The organism is Streptomyces sp. NPDC004721 (assembly GCF_053601495.1).
On record NZ_JBSGBZ010000047.1, the window covers coordinates 1 to 21,716 of the forward strand.

General features: G+C 72.5%; 16 protein-coding genes and 1 pseudogene. 13 read left to right on the forward strand and 4 right to left on the reverse strand.

The annotated features are described in order from the left end of the window. Positions 1-299 precede the first annotated feature (299 nt). Complete coding sequence (locus ACWEK3_RS31780; protein ID WP_453251172.1) at positions 300-3,473, reverse strand: BTAD domain-containing putative transcriptional regulator; 3,174 nt, start codon at positions 3,471-3,473, stop codon at positions 300-302. Positions 3,474-3,698: 225 nt separating this feature from the next. Here ACWEK3_RS31780 and ACWEK3_RS31785 point away from each other — a divergent pair, with 225 nt between their 5' ends. From ACWEK3_RS31785 to ACWEK3_RS31845, 13 genes and pseudogenes are all read left to right on the forward strand, one after another. Beyond that, the gene (locus tag ACWEK3_RS31785) at positions 3,699-4,559 is read left to right on the forward strand and encodes a hypothetical protein (protein ID WP_453251173.1); all 861 of its coding nucleotides are present in this window, start codon (positions 3,699-3,701) and stop codon (positions 4,557-4,559) included. 182 nt (positions 4,560-4,741) lie between these two features. Then, positions 4,742-5,830 (forward strand): ABC transporter permease, encoded by a 1,089-nt coding sequence (locus ACWEK3_RS31790; RefSeq protein WP_453251174.1) that lies wholly within the window; start codon positions 4,742-4,744, stop codon positions 5,828-5,830. Between the two features lie 162 nt (positions 5,831-5,992). Beyond that, a complete protein-coding gene (locus ACWEK3_RS31795) occupies positions 5,993-7,150 on the forward strand; it encodes a sugar ABC transporter substrate-binding protein (protein WP_450541365.1) in 1,158 nt (385 codons plus the stop codon). Further along, positions 7,147-8,757, forward strand: coding sequence for a sugar ABC transporter ATP-binding protein (locus ACWEK3_RS31800; RefSeq protein ID WP_450541363.1), 1,611 nt, complete (start codon positions 7,147-7,149; stop codon positions 8,755-8,757). Before ACWEK3_RS31795 ends, ACWEK3_RS31800 begins: the two co-directional genes overlap by 4 nt. Beyond that, entirely contained in the window at positions 8,700-9,527 is an 828-nt protein-coding gene (locus tag ACWEK3_RS31805; RefSeq protein ID WP_453251175.1) for an aspartate/glutamate racemase family protein, read from the forward strand. The genes ACWEK3_RS31800 and ACWEK3_RS31805 overlap by 58 nt, the downstream gene beginning before the upstream one ends. After that, positions 9,524-10,807: an amidohydrolase family protein gene (locus tag ACWEK3_RS31810; RefSeq protein WP_450541359.1), complete on the forward strand. Its 1,284-nt coding sequence runs from the start codon at positions 9,524-9,526 to the stop codon at positions 10,805-10,807. The genes ACWEK3_RS31805 and ACWEK3_RS31810 overlap by 4 nt, the downstream gene beginning before the upstream one ends. Positions 10,808-10,887: 80 nt before the next feature. Beyond that, positions 10,888-12,381, forward strand: coding sequence for an aldehyde dehydrogenase (locus tag ACWEK3_RS31815; RefSeq protein ID WP_450541357.1), 1,494 nt, complete (start codon positions 10,888-10,890; stop codon positions 12,379-12,381). Continuing rightward, a complete protein-coding gene (hydA, locus tag ACWEK3_RS31820) occupies positions 12,374-13,879 on the forward strand; it encodes a dihydropyrimidinase (protein ID WP_453251176.1) in 1,506 nt (501 codons plus the stop codon). Before ACWEK3_RS31815 ends, hydA begins: the two co-directional genes overlap by 8 nt. 39 nt (positions 13,880-13,918) lie before the next feature. Continuing rightward, positions 13,919-14,698 (forward strand): (S)-ureidoglycine aminohydrolase, encoded by a 780-nt coding sequence (allE, locus tag ACWEK3_RS31825; protein ID WP_376609128.1) that lies wholly within the window; start codon positions 13,919-13,921, stop codon positions 14,696-14,698. Next, positions 14,685-16,139: a M20/M25/M40 family metallo-hydrolase gene (locus ACWEK3_RS31830; protein WP_450541353.1), complete on the forward strand. Its 1,455-nt coding sequence runs from the start codon at positions 14,685-14,687 to the stop codon at positions 16,137-16,139. The genes allE and ACWEK3_RS31830 overlap by 14 nt, the downstream gene beginning before the upstream one ends. Then, the gene (locus ACWEK3_RS31835) at positions 16,136-17,497 is read left to right on the forward strand and encodes an amidohydrolase family protein (protein WP_453251177.1); all 1,362 of its coding nucleotides are present in this window, start codon (positions 16,136-16,138) and stop codon (positions 17,495-17,497) included. The genes ACWEK3_RS31830 and ACWEK3_RS31835 overlap by 4 nt, the downstream gene beginning before the upstream one ends. Positions 17,498-17,906: 409 nt before the next feature. Then, positions 17,907-18,089 (forward strand): annotated as a pseudogene (locus ACWEK3_RS31840) (hypothetical protein); the annotation flags it as partial. A gap of 35 nt (positions 18,090-18,124) precedes the next feature. Next, a complete protein-coding gene (locus ACWEK3_RS31845) occupies positions 18,125-18,532 on the forward strand; it encodes a hypothetical protein (RefSeq protein WP_450541350.1) in 408 nt (135 codons plus the stop codon). A 270-nt stretch (positions 18,533-18,802) separates the two neighbouring features. On the opposite strand, the gene ACWEK3_RS31850 is transcribed toward ACWEK3_RS31845, so the two are convergent. From ACWEK3_RS31850 to ACWEK3_RS31860, 3 genes are all read right to left on the reverse strand, one after another. Beyond that, complete coding sequence (locus ACWEK3_RS31850) at positions 18,803-19,810, reverse strand: sensor histidine kinase (protein ID WP_453251178.1); 1,008 nt, start codon at positions 19,808-19,810, stop codon at positions 18,803-18,805. Beyond that, entirely contained in the window at positions 19,807-20,943 is a 1,137-nt protein-coding gene (locus ACWEK3_RS31855; RefSeq protein ID WP_450541347.1) for a DUF418 domain-containing protein, read from the reverse strand. Before ACWEK3_RS31855 ends, ACWEK3_RS31850 begins: the two co-directional genes overlap by 4 nt. Positions 20,944-21,059: 116 nt before the next feature. Then, positions 21,060-21,713, reverse strand: a complete 654-nt coding sequence (locus ACWEK3_RS31860; protein WP_450541345.1) for a LuxR C-terminal-related transcriptional regulator — start codon at positions 21,711-21,713, stop codon at positions 21,060-21,062. Between the last annotated feature and the right edge of the window lie 3 nt (positions 21,714-21,716).

Sequence of the window (21,716 nt, forward strand, 5' to 3'; positions counted from 1 at the left end):
AGCGAAGCCAACGGCGTCAAGGTGCACCACACCAGGGGCGTCCACGTCAAGGACGGAGTCGTAGGCAGCTTCCGGGTGGTCAAGCGCCACCACGGTGAAGACTTCGACTTCGACGACTTCTAAACCCGCCCAACCATGCGAACCCCGTAGAACCCCGGCCCGCCGTAATCGGGCCGGGGTTCCGGTCTCAGACCACCACGAAATCCGGGGTTCCCGCTGGAACATCCCTGCCGGCGCTGCCCACCGGCACGCAAGCCGGACCCCGCGTCCGCGGCATGATCCGCCGGGCAGGCCTGGCCTCACCCGTGCCGAAGCTCCGCCAGCAACCGGCGCGTCGCTGAGGAAGGGCTCGCGCTGACCTCCTCCAGCGCGAGTCCGCATCGCCGGTAGTGGGTGATGACCTCGTCGTACTGCCCGAGCGCCCCCGCGATCCGCATGAGCAGCCGCCACATCGACTCCCGGTAGGGATCGCCCTCCAGGGCCTGCTCGGCCAGGGCGAGCGCTGTCTGCGGTGTGTCGAGCCGCCAGGCGAGTTCCGCCGCGTCGGTGGTGACGTCGAGGACGAGCCGGGCCAGTTCCGCCCGCCGTTTCTCCGCCCACGCCGACGTGGCACGCGGCAGGTACGGTCCGTGCGCGGCCATGGCCAGCGCGGACGTGAGACGGGTCAGGCGCTGCTCGCCCCCGGTCTCGGCCGCGGTGGCGACCCAGCCGGTGAACTCGTCGGTGTACGTGGTGACCTGGACCACACCGGCCAGCGAGATCGTGCCGTCCTCCAGCCGCAGCGCGTCCTCGTCGGGCAGGACCAGACGCAGATGGTGGACGGCCTGGCGGAGGTAGGCGCGCGCGGAGTTGTCGGACCGGCTGTCGAAGAGTGCGTCGAGCGCGGCCGTCCGGGTCACTGTGCGCTCGGGCGCGGCAAGCAGCAGGCCCATCAGCTCGTACGACTTGGCGATACGGGGTCGGCGCAGCTCGCCGTCGACGAGGAGGCGGGTGGGTCCGAGATCGTGGAACTCCACCACGGCGGACGTCCGCTCGGCGGCCGGCAGCGGCTCCCGTACCTTCGCGAGCCGGGGTCGTGCGGACGTGGACAGGAGGGGACGGCCGAGGCTGTGCCAGGAGGAGTCGGTGTCTGTGAGCCCGTCCAGGCGGCGGGAGAGCACGCCGGGGAACGCGCGAAGCGCGCCGAGCAGGGCGTGCCGGGTGCCCAGCCGGTAGGCCGTGGCGAGCGCCAGGTCGGCGGCGCGGTCGGCCGCGTCGGGGTCGCCCGCCCGCCACTCGGCCTCCGCCAGGTACACCGCGGCGGCGCACAGCTCCAGGATCCGGTCGGCCTCGTGCATCGAGGCGACCGCCCGGCGCAGCCGGAGGAGGGCCTCCGCGTCGTCGGCGGGCGTGCCGCAACCGAGCAGGGCGAAACCGTAGAGTGCGTCGAGTTGTTCACCGGTGGACTGGTAGCTGCGCGCGTAGGGAAGGGCCTCCAGGTCGTCCAGGACCCGGCGGGCCCGGTGTGGGTTGCGGCACAAGCGCAGTTCGAGCTTCGCCTCGGCGAGCATCGAGAACATGTCCCATACCAGGCTGCCGTTGCGCCGGGCGATTTCGCGGCCCTCGGTGAGGAAGGCGCGGGCCCGCTCCTCCTGTCCCAGTTCGGCGGACAGCTCGACGCCGACGACCGCGCTCAGCCCGGCCGTCACCACACCGCGTTCGACGGCGGCGCGCAGCAGCCGGTCGGCCTCGTCGAGACGGCCCAGCGCCCGTAGTGCGGCGATCCGCCAGGGGCCGGACACCACGCCCGCCCAGCGGCTGTCGGTGCTGGCCAGGACGTCGTTCAGGCGGCCGCGCCAGTAGTGGGCGCGGGCGATCAGGCCCTCGGCGGGCACACCGACCGCGCTCGGCGGGGTCCGGCCGCGGTCCCGGGAGTCCACCAGGCTCGCGAGGTAGTGCACGGCCTCGATGTCGTCGCCGGGCGGGGCGAGCCGCAGCAGCCGTTCCAGGTCGTCGACGCGGCACGCGTGGTAGTACGACCACGCCATCATCGCGGCGGCCCGGGTGGACCGGGAGGCGATCGCGTCGCGCTCGCCGAGCTGGTGCAGCTGGTCGGCGATGCGCACTCCGCGCCGGTAGTCCTCGCGGCCCACGGCCAGCATCAGTTCGGCTGTGGTCAGCGGGGAGCTGCTCGCGGAGTCCGCGTAGGCGAGCTGATCCAGCCAGCGCTCGGCGACCTCGTGGTCGCCGCGCTCGATGACGTCCTCGATCGCCTCGACGGCGTGCGGCAGCGCCGCCGCGGTGTCGCCGAGGCTGATGAAGGCCTCGGCGGCCTCCTCGTGCCGGCCTTCCGCGCCGAGGAGTTCGGCCGCGGTGAGCCGGGCGGCACGGGCGCGGACGGCGCCGTACTCGTCGAGCTGCTGCACCAGGCAGTCGCGGAAGCACAGGTGCAGCCGCATCGCGGGCGGGCGGGCCTCCCAGATGGCGGGCAGTTGGTGGGCGCGCAGGGCGGTGAGGGTGCGGGCCGCGTCGGGGAAGCCGAGGGCCTCGGCGCGCGGCACGGTCACCACGTCCAGCACCGATGTGCCGATGAGGAAAACCCGCTGATCCTCCGTCAACCCGTCCAGGAGCTGCTGCGATATGTACGCGGACAGCGGCTCCGTGTCGTGTGACGGCCAGGCGTCGTCGTCCGCGGCCGGCGTCTCGGCGAGGAAGCACACGCCCGTCACCCAGCCTCGGGTCACCCGCAGCAGCTGCTCCACATCGCGGGACGGGCCCGGCAGCCCTGCGATGACCTGGTCGGCCTCGGCGCGGGTGAGGGCGAGGTCGGCCTCGCCGATCACGGCGGGCGGCGCGCCCGGCCCCGTACGCGGGACCGGTGCCTGACCGAGGCGCACAGCACGCCGGCTGACCAGGAGGAACCGCAGACTCTCGGGTGCGTACCGGATCAGGCCGTCGAGGACGGCGAGGGCGGCGGGCGAGCCGCCGAGCCGCTCCACCTCGTCGAGGACGAGCACCAGTTCGACATCGGCGTCATCGTCGGCGCCGTTCGCGACGGAGTCGGTGGCGCCGTTTTCAGTGCCGTGCTGCCAGGAGTCCTGGGTTCCCTTCGCCAAGGCCGCCTGGTCCGTCGCCTCGGCCAGCAGCCCCGCGGTCTCCGCGTGCGGAATGCCCGCCGCCAGGGCCGAGGCGACCGTCCCCGCGACCTCCGGAACGGCCGAGGCCAGCGCCGCCTCCAGATACGTCAGCAGGCGGCCGGACGCGCAATCGGTGTCGTCGAGGGACAGCCAGGCGACGCGCCGGCCGGTCGCCGCGAGGTACTGGCGCACAGCCGTCGTCTTTCCGGAACCCGCCGTTCCGAGGATCTGCACCGTCTGGTGCCGGTGCAGCGCGTCGTCGAGCAGGGCGGTGAGACGGGGGCGGGCGACTGCACGATCGGGAAGGGGAGGCAACTGGATCTTGCGCCGGATGAGATGGACGTTCTCCCGGGTCATCCGTACCGCCTTCGCCTTGTCGTGCCGTCCGCCCCGACGGCTCAGTGACGTGCGACGTGGCGGAAATACAGGTGCTTAAAGACGGAATCTACGTGGTCAGTGGCCGAAATGGCATCCCCCTCCGCGGACGGGCACCTGTCCCGGGCACGGCGAAACGGTGTCCCCGGTGCTGGTTTCGCCGCCGTTAACGGGCTGCGCGGCAGCCTGTGGGGCGTGACGAGAGCGATGACGCAAGCCGGTCTCCAAGGCCGTGCGGACAGCAGGCGGCTGCCGGTACGTGAAGTACGGCGGCTGGCCGCGCTGTTGGCGCGGGCCATGGAGTCGGGTGAGCCGATGGCCCCGCTCCACCTCGCCTTCCCGGAGGTGGACGGCGCCGAGGCCGAACGCATCCGTGCGGCCCTGCTGGACCGCACCGCCGACGACGGCCCGTGCTGGGCCGTCATCGCCGACCCCGCACCCAGCGGTGAGCGCTCGCTCGCCTATGTCACGCCGGGCATGGTGCACCCCGGTGGCCGTGTCCTCGTCGAGCGACCGGACGCCGTGGTGCTGCGGGCGCGGCTGCTGCTGCGCGTCGCACCCGGTTCCCCCGGCCTGCTGCCGCCGCTCGCCCTGTGCTGGGAGCTGCGCCGCCAGGTCTACGGGGAGGGTCCCGGCCCCGCCGACCTGGTCGCCGTCAACGCCGGCGTACTGCTGGTCGTCCCCGGCGACATGCCCGCCGAGGCGGCAGGGGGCCGGGAGCCCGGCACGGTGTCGTGGAGCGTGAGCGCGGCCGGCGATCCCGCCGCGAGCGGTGTCATCACCGCCGACGACGTCCGCGACGACCTCGCGTGGGCGGCGGGACTCGCCGGCGACCCCTTCGGGTACGTGCTGTCCCGGCCGCTCGGCCCGCCGCTGGGCCCGGGCGTCACCTCGGCGACGCTGACCGCCGACGCGGCTGGGCTCACCCGCTCGGTGACCGTGGCGCTGGAGGCGCCGCCCGTCACCGGGTCCCGGACGGACCCGGGCCCGACCGGTCCGCGTCCGTCCGGGACCGCCCAGGGGCCGCGGTCCGAAGCCACTGACGCCGGACCGCGCCCCGGCCGGTGACGCCCGCGGGCCCGCGATACCCGTTCTCGCCCAAGCGCCCCGCACGGCCCTCCGCGCCTCACCCCGCACGGCTTCTCGCGCCGTGCTCGTACGGCCCGCCGGCCCGTACGGCCCCTTCGACCCTCCGCCCCAGTGCCCTCCTCGCCCCTGCGACAGGCCTTCATCCGCCCGAGGTGGTAGCGATGCAAACCGACGCCCCGAAGACCCCGACCCCGCACGCGGAAGCGACCCCCAGCTCCAAGGAAGCCCAGACCCGAGCCGGGTCGACGCCGGCCGTCGCCCCGCCGGGCCACGCGAAGAGCGCTGAGGACCGGCGCGCGTCCGGCGGCGCCGTGGATCTCTTCCAGCGGTACGCGGTCCTACTGGTCCTCGTGGCCCTGGTGGCCGTCTACTCGGTGCTCGCCCCTGACACGTTCCCCACCATGGACACGTTCCGCGTGATCACCTCCACGCAGGCGGTGCTGATCGTGGCGGTGCTGGGTCTCACCCTGCCCTTCGCCGCCGGCGAGTTCGACCTGTCCTTCGGCGCCGTCATCGTCTGGGCGTCGACGCTCACCGCCGTCCTGACGAAGCAGCACGAGTGGCCGCTCGCGGCCGCCGTACCGGTGGTGCTGGTCAGTTGTCTGCTGTGGGGAGCGCTCAACGCGCTGTTCGTGGTCGGCTTCGGCATCAGCTCGATGGTGACCACGCTCGGCTCCAGCACCGTGATCATCGGTCTGACGCTCGCGGTCAGCCAGTCCCAGGTCATCGCGGGCCCGCCCGAACTGCTGGCCAACCTGACAACCGGGAAACTCCTCGGTCTGCCCTACCCCGTGTGGTTCAGCTTCGCCGTCGCCGTCGTGGTCTGGCTGGTCCTCGAGCACACCCCGCTCGGCCGCTACCTGTACTTCACCGGTGAGGGCCGCGAGGTGGCCCGGCTCAGCGGCCTTCCCGTGGACCGGCTGCGCACCGGCGCGCTCATCGCCAGCGCCCTGTTCTGCGGTGTCGCCGGGATGATCAGCTTCGGCCGGCTGGGCAGCGCCGACCCGAACCTCGGCTCGTCGTTCCTGCTGCCGGGTGCCGCCGCCGTGTTCCTCGGCGCCACTGTCGTCCGCCCCGGCCGGTTCAACGCCTGGGGCACCGTCATCGCCGTGTACCTGCTGGTCACCGGCGTTACCGGACTCCAGCTCCTAGGCGGGGCGGGCTGGCTGGAGAACGTCTTCAACGGCGGCGCGCTCGTACTCGCCGTCACCTTCGCCCACGTCGTCGCCCGCCGCCGCACCCGCGTCTGAGGCGGCGCGCACGCCGTCCCCGGTACGTCCCTCACCGGATGGAACGCCACGTACGCCGCCCGGCACTGCCTGGCACTTCCCCCGGCCGGAACGGCCCCGCACCGCTCGTGCGCAGGCGAAGCGCACGCCCACGACTCCACCCGAACGCCGAAAGGAACCCCCGTGCGAATCCACAGCCTCCCCCGGAGCAGAGCCGCAGGTGCCGCACTCCTCGCCGCCGCGCTGATCGTGCCGCTCTCCGCGTGCAGCACCGCCCAGGGCACCACCGAGAAGGCCGCTGACAGCAAGACCGTCGCCGCCGCCCGGAAGAGCGCGCAGGCCCTGGTCGACAAGGCCTCCGGCCCCACCGTGTTCAGCAAGCCTGGCGACGCCTTCGACATCACCGCGGCCCGCGGCAAGACGATCTGGGTGGTCACCCTCGACAACAGCATCCCGTACGTCCGCGCCGTCCTGAACGGGATGACGGAGGCCGGCCGACAGGCCGGAGTGAAGGTCCGCGTCTTCGACTCCAAGGGCTCCACCAGCACCGCGGGCAAAGGTGTCGAGCAGGCGCTCGCGACCGGCCCCGCCGCCGTGGTCGCCTTCGGCATCAACCTGAGCGAGGTCAGCGGCGCCGTCCGCGCCGCGCGGCAGGCCAAGGTGCCGGTGATCTCCGCGTTCAACGTGGACGCCAACGCGCCGCTGGAGGAGGGCGCCGCCGGTGCCGTGAGCGTCGACTTCTACGACTCCGGCCGGATCCTCGCCGCCCACGCGGTCACCGCGACCGACGGCCCGGTGCACGCCTCGTACCAGCACCTGCCCTCGGTCGCGACGTTCACGGCGCTGAAGAAGGGCCTCCAGGACGGGTTCAAGGAGTTCTGCCGCAGTGGCTGCAGCCTCTCCGTCGACGATCTCAACCAGGCCGACTTCAAGCAGGGCGCCGAACGGGTCACCTCCTCGACGCTGATGCGCAACCGCAAGCTGAACTGGGTGTTCCCGGCGATCGACGGCATCGCCCAGTTCACGGTGCCCGCGATCGAGGCCGCGAACCGGCCCGAGGTGCACGCCTCCAGCATCAACGCGGTCACCGCCAACCTGGAGTTCGTCCGCAATGGGCGCGTCCAGAGCGCCGACGTCGGCAACAACAACTCCTGGCTGGGCTGGGCGATGATGGACCGCAGTCTGCGCGCGATCGCCGGGCAGAAGGCGGCCACGACCGTCGTCCCGCTGAAGCTGTTCGTCAAGGACAACCTGAAGGGCAAGGACCTCACCGACGAGGACGCCCTGTTCGACGGCGCCGACTACCGCGGTGGCTTCACCTCCCTGTGGAAGACGCGATGACCGCGCCCGGCACTCTCACGGAACAGGGCGACGGGCGGCCCGAGGACGTCGGGGCAGGTGCGCAGCACCGGGGCATCCGGCTGGAGAGCATCAGCAAGACCTTCGGCCCGACCCGCGTCCTGCACTCGGTCTCCCTCGACTTCCCGGCCGGTCGCACCACCGCGGTCCTCGGCGAGAACGGGGCCGGCAAGTCCACCCTGTTCAAGATCCTCTCGGGCTTCCACGTCCCCGACGCCGGTGGCCGTCTCATCGTCGACGGCACCGAGCACCGGCTGCCGCTCACCCCGACCTCCTCCGCCGACCTGGGCTTCGCCTTCGTCCACCAGGACCTGGCCCTCGCCCAGACCCTCAGCGTCGCCGAGAACGTGTGCGTCGGCGCCCTCGTCACCTCCCGCGCCGGACTCGTGCGCTGGCGGGAACAGGCGAGGCAGGTCAAGGAGTTGCTGGACGGCCTCGGCATGGATATCGACCCCGCGGCCCCCGTGCACCGGCTGCCGCAGGGCGAGCGCGCGGTCCTCGCCATCGCCCGTGCCCTGTACGCGCGCGGCCGGCGCCACTCCAAGCTGCTGGTCCTCGACGAGCCGACGGCCAACCTCACCGAACGCGAGCGCACCAGCCTGTTCGACGCGATCCGCCGGGTCACCGCCCGCGGCACTGCCGTCGCCTTCTGCACCCACCGCCTCGAAGAGGTCGGCATGATCGCGGACCGCGTGGTCGTACTGCGCGACGGGCACCTGGTGTCCGAGCACGAGGCGGGCGACATCGAAGGACCCGGTGAACTCGCCGCCGCCATCATCGGATCCGCGCCCCAGGCGGCAGCCGCCCGGACCGCGCGCACCGAACCCGGCGCGCCCGTCCTGCGCGCCGAGGGACTTCGCGGCCGCACCGGCAGCCCCATCGACCTGACCGTGCACGCGGGCGAGATCGTCGGGGTCACCGGACGCGCGGGCGCCGGGCACGACTCCCTGCCCACGCTGCTCCTCGGCTCCGACCGCACCGCGGGCACCCTCACCGTCGGCGAGCGCACCCTGCGGGCCTGGCGCCCCTCGGCCGCGCTCGCCGCGGGACTCGCCGTCCTGCCCGCCGACCGCAAACAGCACAGCGGCGTGCAGAGCTTCGGCATCCGCGAGAACCTCACCCTGGTCAGCCTGCGCCGCCACACCCGCCGCGGCTTCGTCGACCGGACCGCCGAGCGCCACACCGTCCAGGACGCGATGGAGCGCTACGACGTACGGCCCCGCACCGAACCCGACCGGCCGCTCGGCACCCTGAGCGGCGGCAACCAGCAGAAGGTGCTCCTCGCGAAGTGGCTCCAGCGGCCCGGGCTGCGCTGCCTGGTGCTGCACGAGCCGACGCAGGGCGTCGACGTGGGCGCCCGACGTGCCCTGCTCGACACCGTCACCGCGCTCACCGAGGAGGGCCTCGGCGTCCTCGTCGTCGGCTCCGACCACGAGGAGCTGGCCCAGATCTGCGACCGCGTCCTCGTGATGTCCCGCGGCGCCGTCGTCGGCGAACTCGACCGCCCGGCCGCGGACGAGATCTCGGCGGCGTGCCTGGGCGCGACGACGCCCGCGGCGGCATCGGCGGCGACGGGAGCGGCACCGTGACGGCGTGCGAGGGTTCCGGGAGCGCGGGTCCGGTCGCCGTGACGGCCGGCGCGCGCCCCGACGTCACGGCGACGACGGCCCCTGCCCACGGCACCCGGCGCTCCGTCCTCGTCCTCAACCCCAACAGCTCCGCCGTGGCCACTGGCCTTATCCGCTCCGGCGCCGAGCTCTGGGCAGGTCCGGGCATCGACGTCGACGTGCGGTCGCTGCCGGGCGGTCCGGCGGGGGTCGACACCGGCGAGGACATCGCACTCGCCGCCGCGCTGACCCTCCGGGAGGCACCTCGGCTCTCGGCCGGGCGGGACGCGGTGGTCATCGCCTGCGGCCACGACCCCGGCCTCGCCGAGGTCCGCGGCCTGCTGCCGGTGCCCGTCGTCGGCATCGCCGAGGCCGCCATGCTCCAGGCCTGCCTGTACGGCGGCCGGTTCGCCGTACCGGTGTTCGCACCGCACTCCGTGCCGCTGGTGCGGGGCCTCGTGCACCGGTACGGGCTCGACGCGCGGCTCGCATCGATCGTGCCGATGGCGACGGACACCGCCGCCGCCGTACGCGACCCGGAGGCGCTGCTCGACCAGTACGTGCGGGCCGGGCGCACCGCACGGGACCGGGACGCCGCCGACAGCCTCGTCCTGATCGGCTCCGTCGTCAGCGCCCTCGCCCCAGCCCTCGAAGCCGAACTCGGCGTCCCGGTGGTCGCCGGACTGCCCGCCGCGCTCGGCCTCACCGGCGCTCTGCTCACCCACCGCACACCCCAGGAGTCGATCCGATGAGCACCACCACCCTCGTCCATGGCGGTCCCGTCCTCGATGTGCGCCGCGGCACCTGGCGCGAGGACGCCGCCGTTGTCGTCGAGGACGGGCGCGTCACCGAGGTCGTCGGCCGTGACGCCGTACCGCACGAGACGGGCGCCGAGATCGTCGACACCGACGGAGGGCACATCCTGCCCGGCCTCATCGACGCGCACGCCCACCTGATGAGCCGGTCCGGCGTCGAGGCGGACGCCGACCTCATCACGCGCAGCGTCGTCGACGGCGTCATCACCGCCCGCCGGTTCATCGAGTCCGGCATCACCACCGTCCGCGACCCCGGCTGCAAGCACCGCGGCATCCACGCGCTGCGCGCCGAGCTCGCCGCGGGTCGGGTGCTGGGCCCCCGTGCCTTCACGGCCGGTCCGAACGTCGTCGGCAGCGGCGCTCCCGTCGACTGGCGCAACGTCTTCGCCGACGGTCCGGACGCCGTACGCCGCGCTGTCCGGTTGGAGCGGCTGGCGGGCGCCGATTTCATCAAGCTCGTCCTCAGCCACACCACCGCCGACTCCGACTGGACGCTGTGCCTGCGGTACCTCAACGACGAGGAGATCGCGACGGCCGTCAGCGAGGCTCATCTCCTCGGAGCCCGTGTCGGCTGTCACTGCGAGGGCATCGAGGCAGCCCGCGGCGCCGTCACCGCCGGTGTCGACGTCATCGACCACGGCCTGACGATCGACGCGCCCCTCGCCGCCCGGATGGCCGCGCAGGGCACCGTCTACGTCCCCACCTTGTGGGCGTTCCGCACCAAGACCCACCTCAACGTCGGCAAGACGATCACCGAGGACCAGGCGGCCGTGTACGAGGAGCGGATCGGCGCCGTCCACGAGCAGTCGGTCCGCTACGCCGTCGAGGCCGGCGTCACGATCGCCGCGGGCAGCGACCCGATCCACTGGATCCCCGCCCGCGACGTCCTGATCTGCGAGCTGGAGGCACTGACGGAGGCCGGACTGAGCGCCGCGGACGCGCTGCGCGCCGCGACCCTCGGCAGCGCCACCGCGCTCGGCGAGCAGGACAACCTCGGCAGCCTGGAGCCCGGCTACCGCGCCGACGTCCTCGTCGTCGACGGGGACCCGCTCGCTGATCTGCGCGCCCTCGGCCGGCCCCGGCTCGTGATGAAGGACGGCCGCGTCCTCGTCGACCTGCGCGACGACAAGGCGGCGGCCGAGGCCCTGTGGGCCGACATCGCCACCGGAGAGCCCGCGTCCGAGCGCCAGCCGGAGATCTGGCTGCGCCGCGACTGAGCCGGCCCGGCCCGGAACCGAGCCGGGCCTTCCGCACCACCCCACGACCCCGAAGACCCTTCGCAAGAGGAGCACACCCCATGACCGTCACCGCCCAGGAATGGCACCAGCGGGCCGAGCAACTGCGCTGGGAGAAGCGCGCGTTCATCGACGGCGCCCACACCGACGCGGCTTCCGGCGAACGCCTCGACACCGTCTCGCCCGTCGACGGCCGCACCGTCGCCTCCAGCCCCGCCATGGGCCCGGCGGACGTCGACCGGGCCGTCGCCGCCGCTCGCCGCGCCTTCGAGTCCGGCGTCTGGTCGCGGATGGCGCCGATCGCCCGCCGCGCGGTGCTGCTGCGGTTCGCCGAGCTGATCCGCCGCGACCGCGAGCACCTCGCGCTGGTCATGACCCTCGACAGCGGCAAGCCGATCGGCTCCACGCTCGGCGAGGCCGACCATGCGGCCGACGTGCTGCGGTGGTTCGCCGAGGCCATCGACAAGGTCTACGGCGACGTCGCGCCGACCGCGGACAGCGCGCTCGCCCTCGTCACCCGCGAACCCCTCGGCGTCGTCGCCGCCGTCGTGCCGTGGAACTTCCCGATCGGCATGCCGATGTGGAAGATCGCCCCCGCCCTCGCCACCGGCAACTCCCTCGTCGTGAAGCCCGCCGAGCAGGCCCCGCACGTCGTCCTCGCGCTCGCCGCGCTGGCGGCGGAGGCGGGCGTCCCCGAGGGTGTGTTCAACGTCGTCACCGGTCTCGGCGAGTCCGTCGGCCGCGCCCTCGGTCTGCACCCGGACGTCGACAAGGTCGCCTTCACCGGCTCCACCCAGGTCGGCAAGTTCTTCCTGGAGTACGCGGCCCGGTCGAACATGAAGAGCGTGTCGCTGGAGTGCGGCGGCAAGTCCCCCAACATCATCCTGGAGGACGCGCCCGACCTCGTCGCCGCGGCCGAGGGTGCCGCGCTCGGCGCGTTCGTCAACCAGGGCGAGATGTGCAGCGCCGGCTCCCGCGTCATCGTGCAGGAGTCCGTGCGCGAGGAGTTCACCGAGCGGCTCGTCGCGGCTGCGGCCGCCTGGCGGCCCGGCGACCCCCTCGACCCGGCGGTGAGGATGGGCGCGCTCGTCGACGAGACCCAGCTCTCCCGCGTCCTCGGCTACGTCGGCATCGGCCGTGAGGAAGGCGCACGCGTCGCCACCGGCGGCGAGCGCGGACGCCGGGACTCCGGCGGCTGCTACATGGAGCCCACCGTCCTCGCCGACGTCACCAACGACATGCGCGTCGCCCGGGAGGAGATCTTCGGCCCCGTGCTGTCCCTGATCACCGCGAAGGACGCCGACGACGCCGTACGGATCGCCAACGATTCCCAGTACGGGCTCGCCGCCGCCGTCTGGACCCGTGACGTCACCACCGCGCACCGGGTCTCCCGCGCACTGCGCGCCGGCACGGTGTGGGTGAACTGCTACAACCACTCCGACGTGACCGTCCCCTTCGGCGGCTTCCGGCAGTCCGGCACCGGCCGCGACAAGTCCCTGCACGCGATGGAGCAGTACACGCTGCCGAAGACGGTCTGGGTGAACCTCGGTGTCTGAGTCCATCCAGGGGACGGCACCGCACTACGCCGCGTCCGGTGCGCCGACGCCCCCGGCCGCCGGCCGGGTGCTGGTCACCGGCGGCACCGTCATCGGCCCCGACACCACCGAACCGGCGGACGTCCTCGTCGAGAACGGGGTCATCACGGCAGTCGCGAGCCCGGGAGTGCTGTATCACGCCGACGCGGACGAGACGATCGACGCGGGCGGCTGCTGGGTGCTGCCCGGCGGCATCGACCCGCACACCCACCTGGACACCCTGATCCGCGGTCACCGCACCTGCGACGACTTCCACCGGGGAACCGTCGCCGCGCTCGCCGGGGGCACCACGTCGGTCGTCGACTTCTGCTACCCGGAGCCCGGCGAGTCACCACTCGCCGCGCTGCACGCCTGGCGGGCCCGAATGCTCGCCCAGCGGCCCGCGGCGGACGTCGGCGTCCACATGGTGCTCGTCCAGCCCGGCGAGGACGAACTCGCCGAGCTGCCCCGGCTGGTCGCCGAGGGCGTCAGCAGCATCAAGGTGTACATGGCCTACCGGGGCCGCCGGATGACGGACGACCGCGGGCTGCTGCGGATCCTGCAGTGCGCGGCCCCGCTCGGCATCACCGTGCTGGTGCATGCGGAGAACGGCGACGCGATCGACCTGCTCACCGCGCAGGCGATCGACCGCGGCGAGACCGCGCCGCACCACCACTCGCACACCCGCCCCGACCTGCTGGAGGCCGAGGCCGTCAACCGGATCGCGCACCTGGCCCGGGTCGCAGGCGCCCGCGTCTACATCGTCCACGTATCCGGCGCCACCGCACTCGACCCGATCCGCAGGGCCCGCGCGGCGGGCTGGGACGTGCACGGCGAGACCTGCCCGCACTACCTGGTCCTCGACGAGCATGCCTTGGAGGGCGACCTCACCACCGCGGCACAGGCCGTGTGCTCACCGCCGCTGCGCCGGGCCGCCGACCAGGATGCCCTGTGGCAGGCACTCGCCGACGGCAGTCTCGCCACGGTCTCCAGCGACCACTGCGCGTTCCGGATCGCCGACCAGAAGATCATGGAGCCGCGGTTCGACTGCATCCTCAACGGCCTGCCCGGCATCGAGCAGCGCATCATGCTGCTCCACCACTTCGGGGTCCGCACCGGTCGCATCACCCTGCGCCGCTGGGCCGACGCCGTGTCCACGGCCCCGGCCCGCATGTTCGGGCTGCTGCCTCGCAAGGGCCTGATCGCCCCCGGCGCCGACGCCGATCTGCTCGTCTTCGACCCGGAGCGCCGCCACACCCTCACGGTCGCCGACCACCACTCGGCCGTCGACCACCTGCCGTACGAGGGCATCGAGGTCATCGGCGCGCCCCGCGCTGTCCTCGCCGGCGGACGGATCGCCGTACGCGACGGGCGCCCCGTACCGGGCCTCGTGGGCGGCGGCCGCTTCCTCGCCCGCACGCCCGGCGTCCCGCACGCGGAGGAGCCTCGGCCCGCGGCCCCGGTCCTCCAGACCACCTGACCGCACACACCTCAGCCCACGACAGCCAGGAGCGAGCACATGACCACCACCCCCGACCGTCCCTACGCCCCGCCGACCACGGTGTCCGTCTCCCGTGGGCGCCGCACCGACGCGTACCACCTGCTCACTCCCGCCAACCAGTTCCCGAGCCGGCTGCCCGGCTTCGACGGAGTGATCGTGAAGAAGCTGGCCACGCCGCGGCTGCACCGCGCCCGGTTCGGCTGGTACCTGCTGGAGATCGAGCCCGGCGGCGGCACCTCGGCCGTCACCGGCGCCGAGCACGAGCACTTCCTGCTCGGCCTCGACGGCACGCCGCACGTCCTGGCCGGCGGCGCCAAGCACGACCTCGCCGACCAGGGGTTCGCATTCCTGCCCACCGGCACCGGCTTCCAGCTGCGCAACGACACCGCGACCCCGGCCCGGCTGCTGTGGATCAAGCAGGAGCACCAGCCCTGGCCCGGCGTACCCGCCCCGCAGCCGGTCAGCGGACGGATCGGTGACGCCGAGTACCGGCCCGGCTCGGTCGCCGGGATCAGCCGCGCCGAACTGCTGCCCGTCGACGCGCCCTACGACTTCTCGATGAGCGTGCTGTCCTTCGAGCCGGGCGCCGTCTTCCCGAAGGTCGAGGTCCACGACGAGGAGCACGGCCTGTGGATGCTGAAGGGCTCCGGCCTGTACCACCTCGACGGCGACATCATGGAGGTGGAGACCGAGGACTTCATCTACATGGCCCCGTACTGCCCCCAGTACTTCTACCCGACGGGCCCCGGCACCGCCGCCTACCTGCTCTACAAGGACATCAACCGTGACGGCTTCTGAGCACACCACCGACGCGACAGGCCCGGTACCGACGGGGACCGCGCTGCGCGACGCGCTGTGGGCGAGGATCGACGAGCGCGCCGACGAATTCCTGTCCTGGCTCGTCGAACTCGCCGCACAGCCCAGCGTCAGCGTCACCGGTGAGGGCGTTCGCGAATGCGCGGCGCTCCTCACCGACATCCTCAAGCGGATCGGCGTCGACTCCGAGACCCTGGAGACCGGCGGCAGCCCCATCGTCTGGGCGACCCTCGGCGAGCACGCCGCCGAGGACACCCCACACCTGCTGATCTACGGCCACTACGACGTCGTGCCCGCCGGCGACCCCGCCGACTGGCCGTTCGCGCCGTTCGAGCCCACCGTCCACGACGGGGCCCTGTGGGGCAGGGGGGTGGGCGACAGCAAGGGCCAGCTCCTCGCCCATCTGTGCGCCCTCGCCGTCTGGACCGACGTCACCGGCGCCCCGCCGCCGCTGCGGCTCGACCTGATGCTCGACGGCGAGGACGAGACGGGCTCCCTGAACACCCGCCGCTTCATCGCCGAGCACCCGGAACGGTTCACCGCCGACGCCCTCTACACCTCCGACGCCTCCACGCTGGGCCTGTGGCAGCCGGCACTCTTCCTCGGCGTACGGGGCGCGCTCTACCTGGAGTTCACCTGCGAGGGCAGCCCCCAGGAGTGGCACTCGGCGAGCTACGGCGGCATCCTGCCGAACCCGGCGGACCGCCTCACCCGGGCGCTCACGTCCCTGACCGACACGGACGGACGCATCCTCGTCGACGGCTTCCACGACGGCATCGAACCGGTCCCGGAGTCGGTCCGGACCGCGGCGGCAGCCCTCCCCGGCACCTTCCTCCCCCCGGCCCGGGACCTGGGCGTCCGCGCCTACACCACGTCCGACCCGGTGGACGCGATGTTCTTCTCGCCGCGCATCTGCGTCTGCGGCATCGAGGCCGGGTACACCGGCGAGGGCCTGAAGATGGCGGTGCCGACCCGGGCGACCGCCAAGGTCGACATCGCCCTCATGCCCGGCCAGAGCCCGGCGCGCATTGCCCAACTGATCCGCCGTCACCTGGACGACCACGGCTGGGACGACATCACCTTCACCGTCCTCGCCGACTGCCCGCCCTCCTCCATCCCCGACACCCACCCGCTCGTCACCACGGCCCGCGCCGCGCTCGGCGCCGTGTGGGGCCAGGAAGCGGCGGTGATCCCGTCGATCGGCGGAGGAGGCGTCTTCGGCGCGTTCGTCGAGCACGCCGGACTGCCCTGCCTCCTCGTCCCGTACGGCCAGCCCGACCTCCAGGAGCACTCCTCGCAGGAGCACTTCTCCCTGGAGTGGTTCAGGAACGGCATCAAGACCAGCGCGGAAGTGTTGCGCCGCCTGGCCGAGGGTGAGGCCGCGGGGTGGACGCGCCGCGTCCCGTCGAAGGGGGCCAGTTGACCGTCGTCGACGTCCACGCCCACATGCTGCCCTCGCAGGTGCTGGCCGGCGACTGGCCGCCGGCGCTCGCGGCGGGCCTGCGCACCACTGAGGACGGCCGCCTGCTCTCTCCCACCGGCGAACGCCTGCCCGCCCACTACCCGGAACTGACCGACCCGGCCGCGGCCCTCGCCCGTATGGACCGCCAGGGCGTAGACCACGCCGTGGTCTCCCTGACCCCCCACGCGTACGCCCTCGGTACGGGACCGGAGGCGACGCGGTACGCCCGCGCGGCGAACGACGCGCTCGCCGCGTACGTGGGCAGCGCGGCCGCGGCCGGCCGGCTGACCGGCCTCGCGACCCTGCCTGTGGGCCGCCCCGAGGACGCGGCGGCCGAACTGGAGCGGGCCATCACCCGCCTCGGTCTCGCGGGCGCGCAGATCACCACGGGCCCGGTCGCGGGCCGCCCGCTCGACCGCGCGGGCCTCGACGCGCTGTTCACGGCGTGCGAGACGCTGGACGTCCCGCTGTCCCTGCACCCGTCCTACTGCGGTCCCCTGCACGACCCTGACCTGTTCCTGCACAACTCGGTCGGAGCTCCCCTGGACACGGCCCTCGCCTACGCTCGCCTTGCCGCCTCCGGCACCCTGGACCGCCATCCACGCCTGCGCCTGGTACTGGCCCACGGCGGAGGCGTCCTCGCCCAGCTCCTGCCCCGCCTGGACAACAACTGGCACTACCGCGCCGACCTCCGCACCCGCGCCCACCACCCCCCGAGCGCCTATCTGGACCGAGTCTGGTGCGACACGGTGGTCCACACCGCCCCCGCCCTCCGCTACCTCGAAGAAACCTTCGGCGAACCCCACCTCCTCCTGGGCACGGACGCCCCGTACGGCACGGGTGTGGCAGACCCGGTCCCAGCCCTGAAACAGGCAGGCCTGAACCCCCACACACTGGGCGAGAACGCCGAACGCCTTTTCCGCACGGTCCAGTCCGGGCCGACCGCGACGGACGAAGCATCGGCCATGGTGGATCTCCGCGAGGAGATCATCCGCCTCGAGTCTTCGCTCCTCAGTGCCGAGGCGCGCAATGACGTCGGCCGGCTCGAACAGCTGATCCATCATGACTTCTACGAGATCGGGCGCACCGGAAGGTATTGGGAGCGCGAGGAGGTGATCCGCGTCCTCAACACCATCCCGGACCAGGTGCAGGGCGTGACCTTCGACCGGGTCGTGGAGCTCGCCCCGGGCGTCGTGCACATTCGGTTCCGCACCGAGGACGCCGTCGGCGTGGTTCACCGCAGCTCCATCTGGATGCGCGAGGACGGTCGCTGGCAGCAGCGATACCACCAAGGCACGCCAGACACCCAGACCGGCTGACCGACACAGCCGCGCGGCCGGCAGCCGACGACGCCTGCGTGACCGGAACGACGCACGGGTCACTCCTGGCTGAACTCAACGCCGCCGGCGCGCTGGGCTGGTCGAGGGCGGTGATCGACGGCTCACGAAGGGCATGGCATCGCGCCGGCGGTGTCGCTGACCGGCGGAACCGCAACGACGTCACGCAGCTCATCTCCCTGGTCCAGGCCCTCCCGCCCGTACGCGGCCGGCGAGGGCGGCCCGGCCTGGTCAGCCGCGGACGCAAGCCGAAGCCGTGCGGCTACTGGCGGACCACGCGCAATCGACTGCCGTCTCACAGGTGGGCCCGGTAGGGATCAGCGCTTCGGTCGGCGCACCCGTAGTCACGACGTCAGCGTCGCACCAGCCGAGCAGTCAACCTAGGACCTCGGCGATGGCCTTCAAGCTCGTCGAATCCGCCGAGGCCCACTGGCGGGCCATGAAGGCACCCCAGCTCATCGCGCTCGTCCATGCCGGCACCCGCGTCGATGAAGGAGTCCTGGTGGAACGACCCGAACAGCACGAATCGGGGGTAGGCGCTCAAATCGCGTGCCACGCGGATCCGCGTTCTTGACTACTCCTTCCACTTCTGCGACGTAGGGTCCAGGGGTGGAGACAACGGCCCTGACACCCCGCGTCCTCGTAATCGGGCTGGATCCGTATCGGATTCCCGGGCCTTGGGACCCCAAGCCGGTAGCCGACGCGATCGAGGTGGGGATCGCTCGATTCGCCGAGCACGGCGTCGGTGTTGAGACGTGTCTGTTCGGCCTCGACAGCAGCGACAACGTGGAGGCGGTCGTCGGCGCCGCCTTGGCTGCCCGACCTTGGGAGTGCGTAGTCGTCGGCGGCGGTGTGCGGAAGCTCGAAGACCAACTCGAGCTGTTCGAGCAGATAATCAATCTGATTCGACGACACGCTCCCAACGCGGCGATCGCGTTCAACAGCACCCCGGCGGACACCTTCGACGCGGCCGCCCGCTGGATTGACGCTCCCGGAAGACCGACCAGCACCGGTTAGGGCATTCGACGGCCCAAACCGCACCCGCAGTGCCGGGGCAGGCCTACTATCCGGGCGATCGCGGCCGGAAGACATACAGGCAGGGTGCGTCCCTGGCGTAGGCGCGTACACCGTGCCTACAGCGCAACGGCACTCTTGCCACTCGCCCGCGCGGGTCACACACCGATCCACAGTTCTTGACTATTCCTCTATTTGCCCCCGGGCTCCCACGGAACCGTACGTGACAGTCTCCCGTCATACGGCTCGGCGGCGCGTTCAACCAGCATCGGCTCAGACCGAGACGGTGATGATGACGCGCGTCGGGCCGCCGGCCGGACTGTCAACGTCGAGCTGACCGTCGAGGGTCGCCAGCCGTTGAACGATGCCGTGCAGGCCGCGGCCGGGTGCGACAACGGCGCCGCCTACGCCGTTGTCGGCCACCTCGACCCGCAGCGCCTGCGGGCCGGTCACGTAGGTCACCGAAGCCGCGGTCGCCTGGCTGTGTTTGACGGTGTTGGCCAGGCATTCGGCGATGGCGAAGTACCCGGCCGTCTGGACCGCCGCAGTGATGTCGGGCGGCGGGTCGCCGGTGATGGTGACCGGCAGCGGCAGGTCGAGCGCGAGTGCCCGGACCGCGTCGGCAAGGCCGCGGTCGGCGAGCACCGGTGGCTGGATGCTGTGCATGACGGTACGGAGGTCCTCCAGCGCGCTGCCGGCGGTGGAACGGGCCTCGCCGAGCAACTCCGCCGCGGCGTCCGGGTCGCGGTGGATCAGGTCCTGAGCCATGCCGAGGGTCAGGCCGAGCGACACCAGGCGGGCCTGCGCACCGTCGTGCAGGTCGCGTTCGACCCGCTTCAGCTCGGCAACCTGGTTCTCCACCGCACCGCGGCGGGTACGGGTCAGCGTGTCCACCCGTTCGGCCAAGGCCCGCTCCCGGTCGTCGGGGTGGCGGCTCACCAGGAACGCGTGCGTGCCCAACACCATGGACAGTGCCAGGAAGGTGAAGACGGGCCAGAACACTCCACCACCGGAGAGCGCCCAGATCGCCACGTCGTCCGTGGCGATGAGCGCGCAGAGGGCGCCGTCCAGCGCGAGCCAGCGCCGCCGGCCCGGTGGCACGCGCAACACCCACCGCAGAAGCTGGTCCGCGGCGAGCACGGTGGCCAGGCCGAACCAGACCCACCGCGGCCAGAAGTCTCCGCCACCGGTGCCGGCCCAGAGCAGCCCGGCCGCGGCGGACACCGCCGCGGCCAGGCCGACACGGACTCTGGCAGGCCAGCGCCACGGGGGGACGCTCATGACCGGCCGTAGGTCAAGCGGCGCAGCAGGCGCTCGGCCGGTCCCCGGTACCGCCGCCTCTCCATGGCCCGTGCGGCCAGTACCGACACCGTCCACACCGTGACCGCGGCCATGACCGCGCGGTACGTGGAACCCCCCAGGTCCAAGGCGAACGGGGCGAAGACGATGGTCCAGGCCACCGACTGGAACAGGTACCCGCTCAGCGACCGCTGGCCCAACGCGGCGACCGCGCCGACGGTCTTCGGCCGGCGCGGGCCGGTGGAGAGTTGCTCCGCCATCACCCCGAACAGGGCGACGTAGCCCGGGCCACCGAACTCGCCACTGATCGCGTGGAGATAGGCCATGGCATCGAGGGTACCGGGGTCTACCTGGAGCGCACCGGCGGCCACCAGCGCGTACGGCAGGGCGCCGAGCACGGTGACGGCCAGGCAGCCCGCCGCGGTGCGGCGCAGCAGGACCTGGTGTGTCGCAGGGTCTTCCAGGATGCGGCGGCGCGCTGCCCATATGCCGAGCCAGACGATGAAGATGAACGGCACCACCGTCGCGGTGTGCGCCGGCCATTCCGCAAGCCGATCCAGGACGCCCTGTCCGTACGAGGTTGCCGCCAATGACGGGTTGGGGGTGTTGGTGAGGATCGCGTGACCGCTCTTGGCGTTGACGACCAGCATGGCGGCGAGGACGAGGGTGTAGCCGAGCACGAGCGCCCACAGCCACATGACGAGGCGGTGGAACCGGTCGCCGCGGCGGAGCAGGACCAGCGTGGCGATGATTCCGACGATGCCGTACGCGCCGAGAAAGTCGCCGAAATACAACAACGTGGCGTGGATGGCACCGAAGACGATGAGGCACGCGTTGCGGCGCAACAGGATGCGTCGCGGGTCGGCGCCGGCCGCGGCGGCCCGGCGGGCCAGTTGCACCAGCCCGTAGCCGAACATCACCGCGAACACCGGGTACGCCCGGCTGTCCACAAACGTGATCATGAAGAAGTTGACCGCTCGCTGCAGGCCGTGTGGCGTACCGTCGATGCCGGGCTGGCCGGCGAAGGCGAAGTTCGCCGCGTTGGCCAGGGCGATGAACAGCAGCATCGCGCCGCGGGCCAGGTCGGGGGCGAGTGCCCGTTCGGAACGGAGCACCGGTCCCGCAGTGGGAGTCGGGACGCCGGGGCATCTGTTGGTGTGTGTCATGAGCCCAGGCTGGTCCGCGAGCGCGGGGAAGTCCCTGGGCCTGGACCGTGTCTTCGGTGGTGGGCCTAGGCCCCCCATCCGTCGAGGTACGCCAGCACGGCGAGGACCCGGCGGTTGTCGTCCTCCGACGGCGGCTGGCCCAGCTTGGCGAAGATGTTGTTGGTGTGCTTGCCGACCGCCTTCTCGGTGATCGCCAGGGCGGTCGCGATGGCCGCGTTCGACCGGCCCTGCGCCATGTGTGCGAGCACCTCCCGCTCACGCGGGGTGAGCCGGTCCAGCGGCAGCGCCCGCCGCCGGCTGTCCAGCAGCCTCGCCACCACCATCGGGTCGAGGGCGGTTCCGCCGGCGGCGACCCGGTGTACCGCCTCGACGAACTCCCCGACGTCCGACACCCGGTCCTTGAGCAGGTAACCGATACTGCCCCGGCCATCCGCGAGCAACTCTCGGGCGTAGAGCCGCTCGACGTACTGCGACAGCACGAGGATGGGGAGTCCGTCGATCTCCTCCCGGGCGCTCAGCGCGGCCCTGATCCCCTCGTCGGTGTGGGTCGGCGGCAGCCGGACGTCCACCACGGCCACGTCCGGGCGGTGCTCCGACAGGGCGCGCACCAGATCCGGCCCGCTATCCACCGCAGCGACCACGTCGAAGCCGTGCGCGGTCAGCAGCCGGATCAGACCGTCGCGCAGCAACGTCAAGTCCTCGGCGACAACTACCCTCATGAC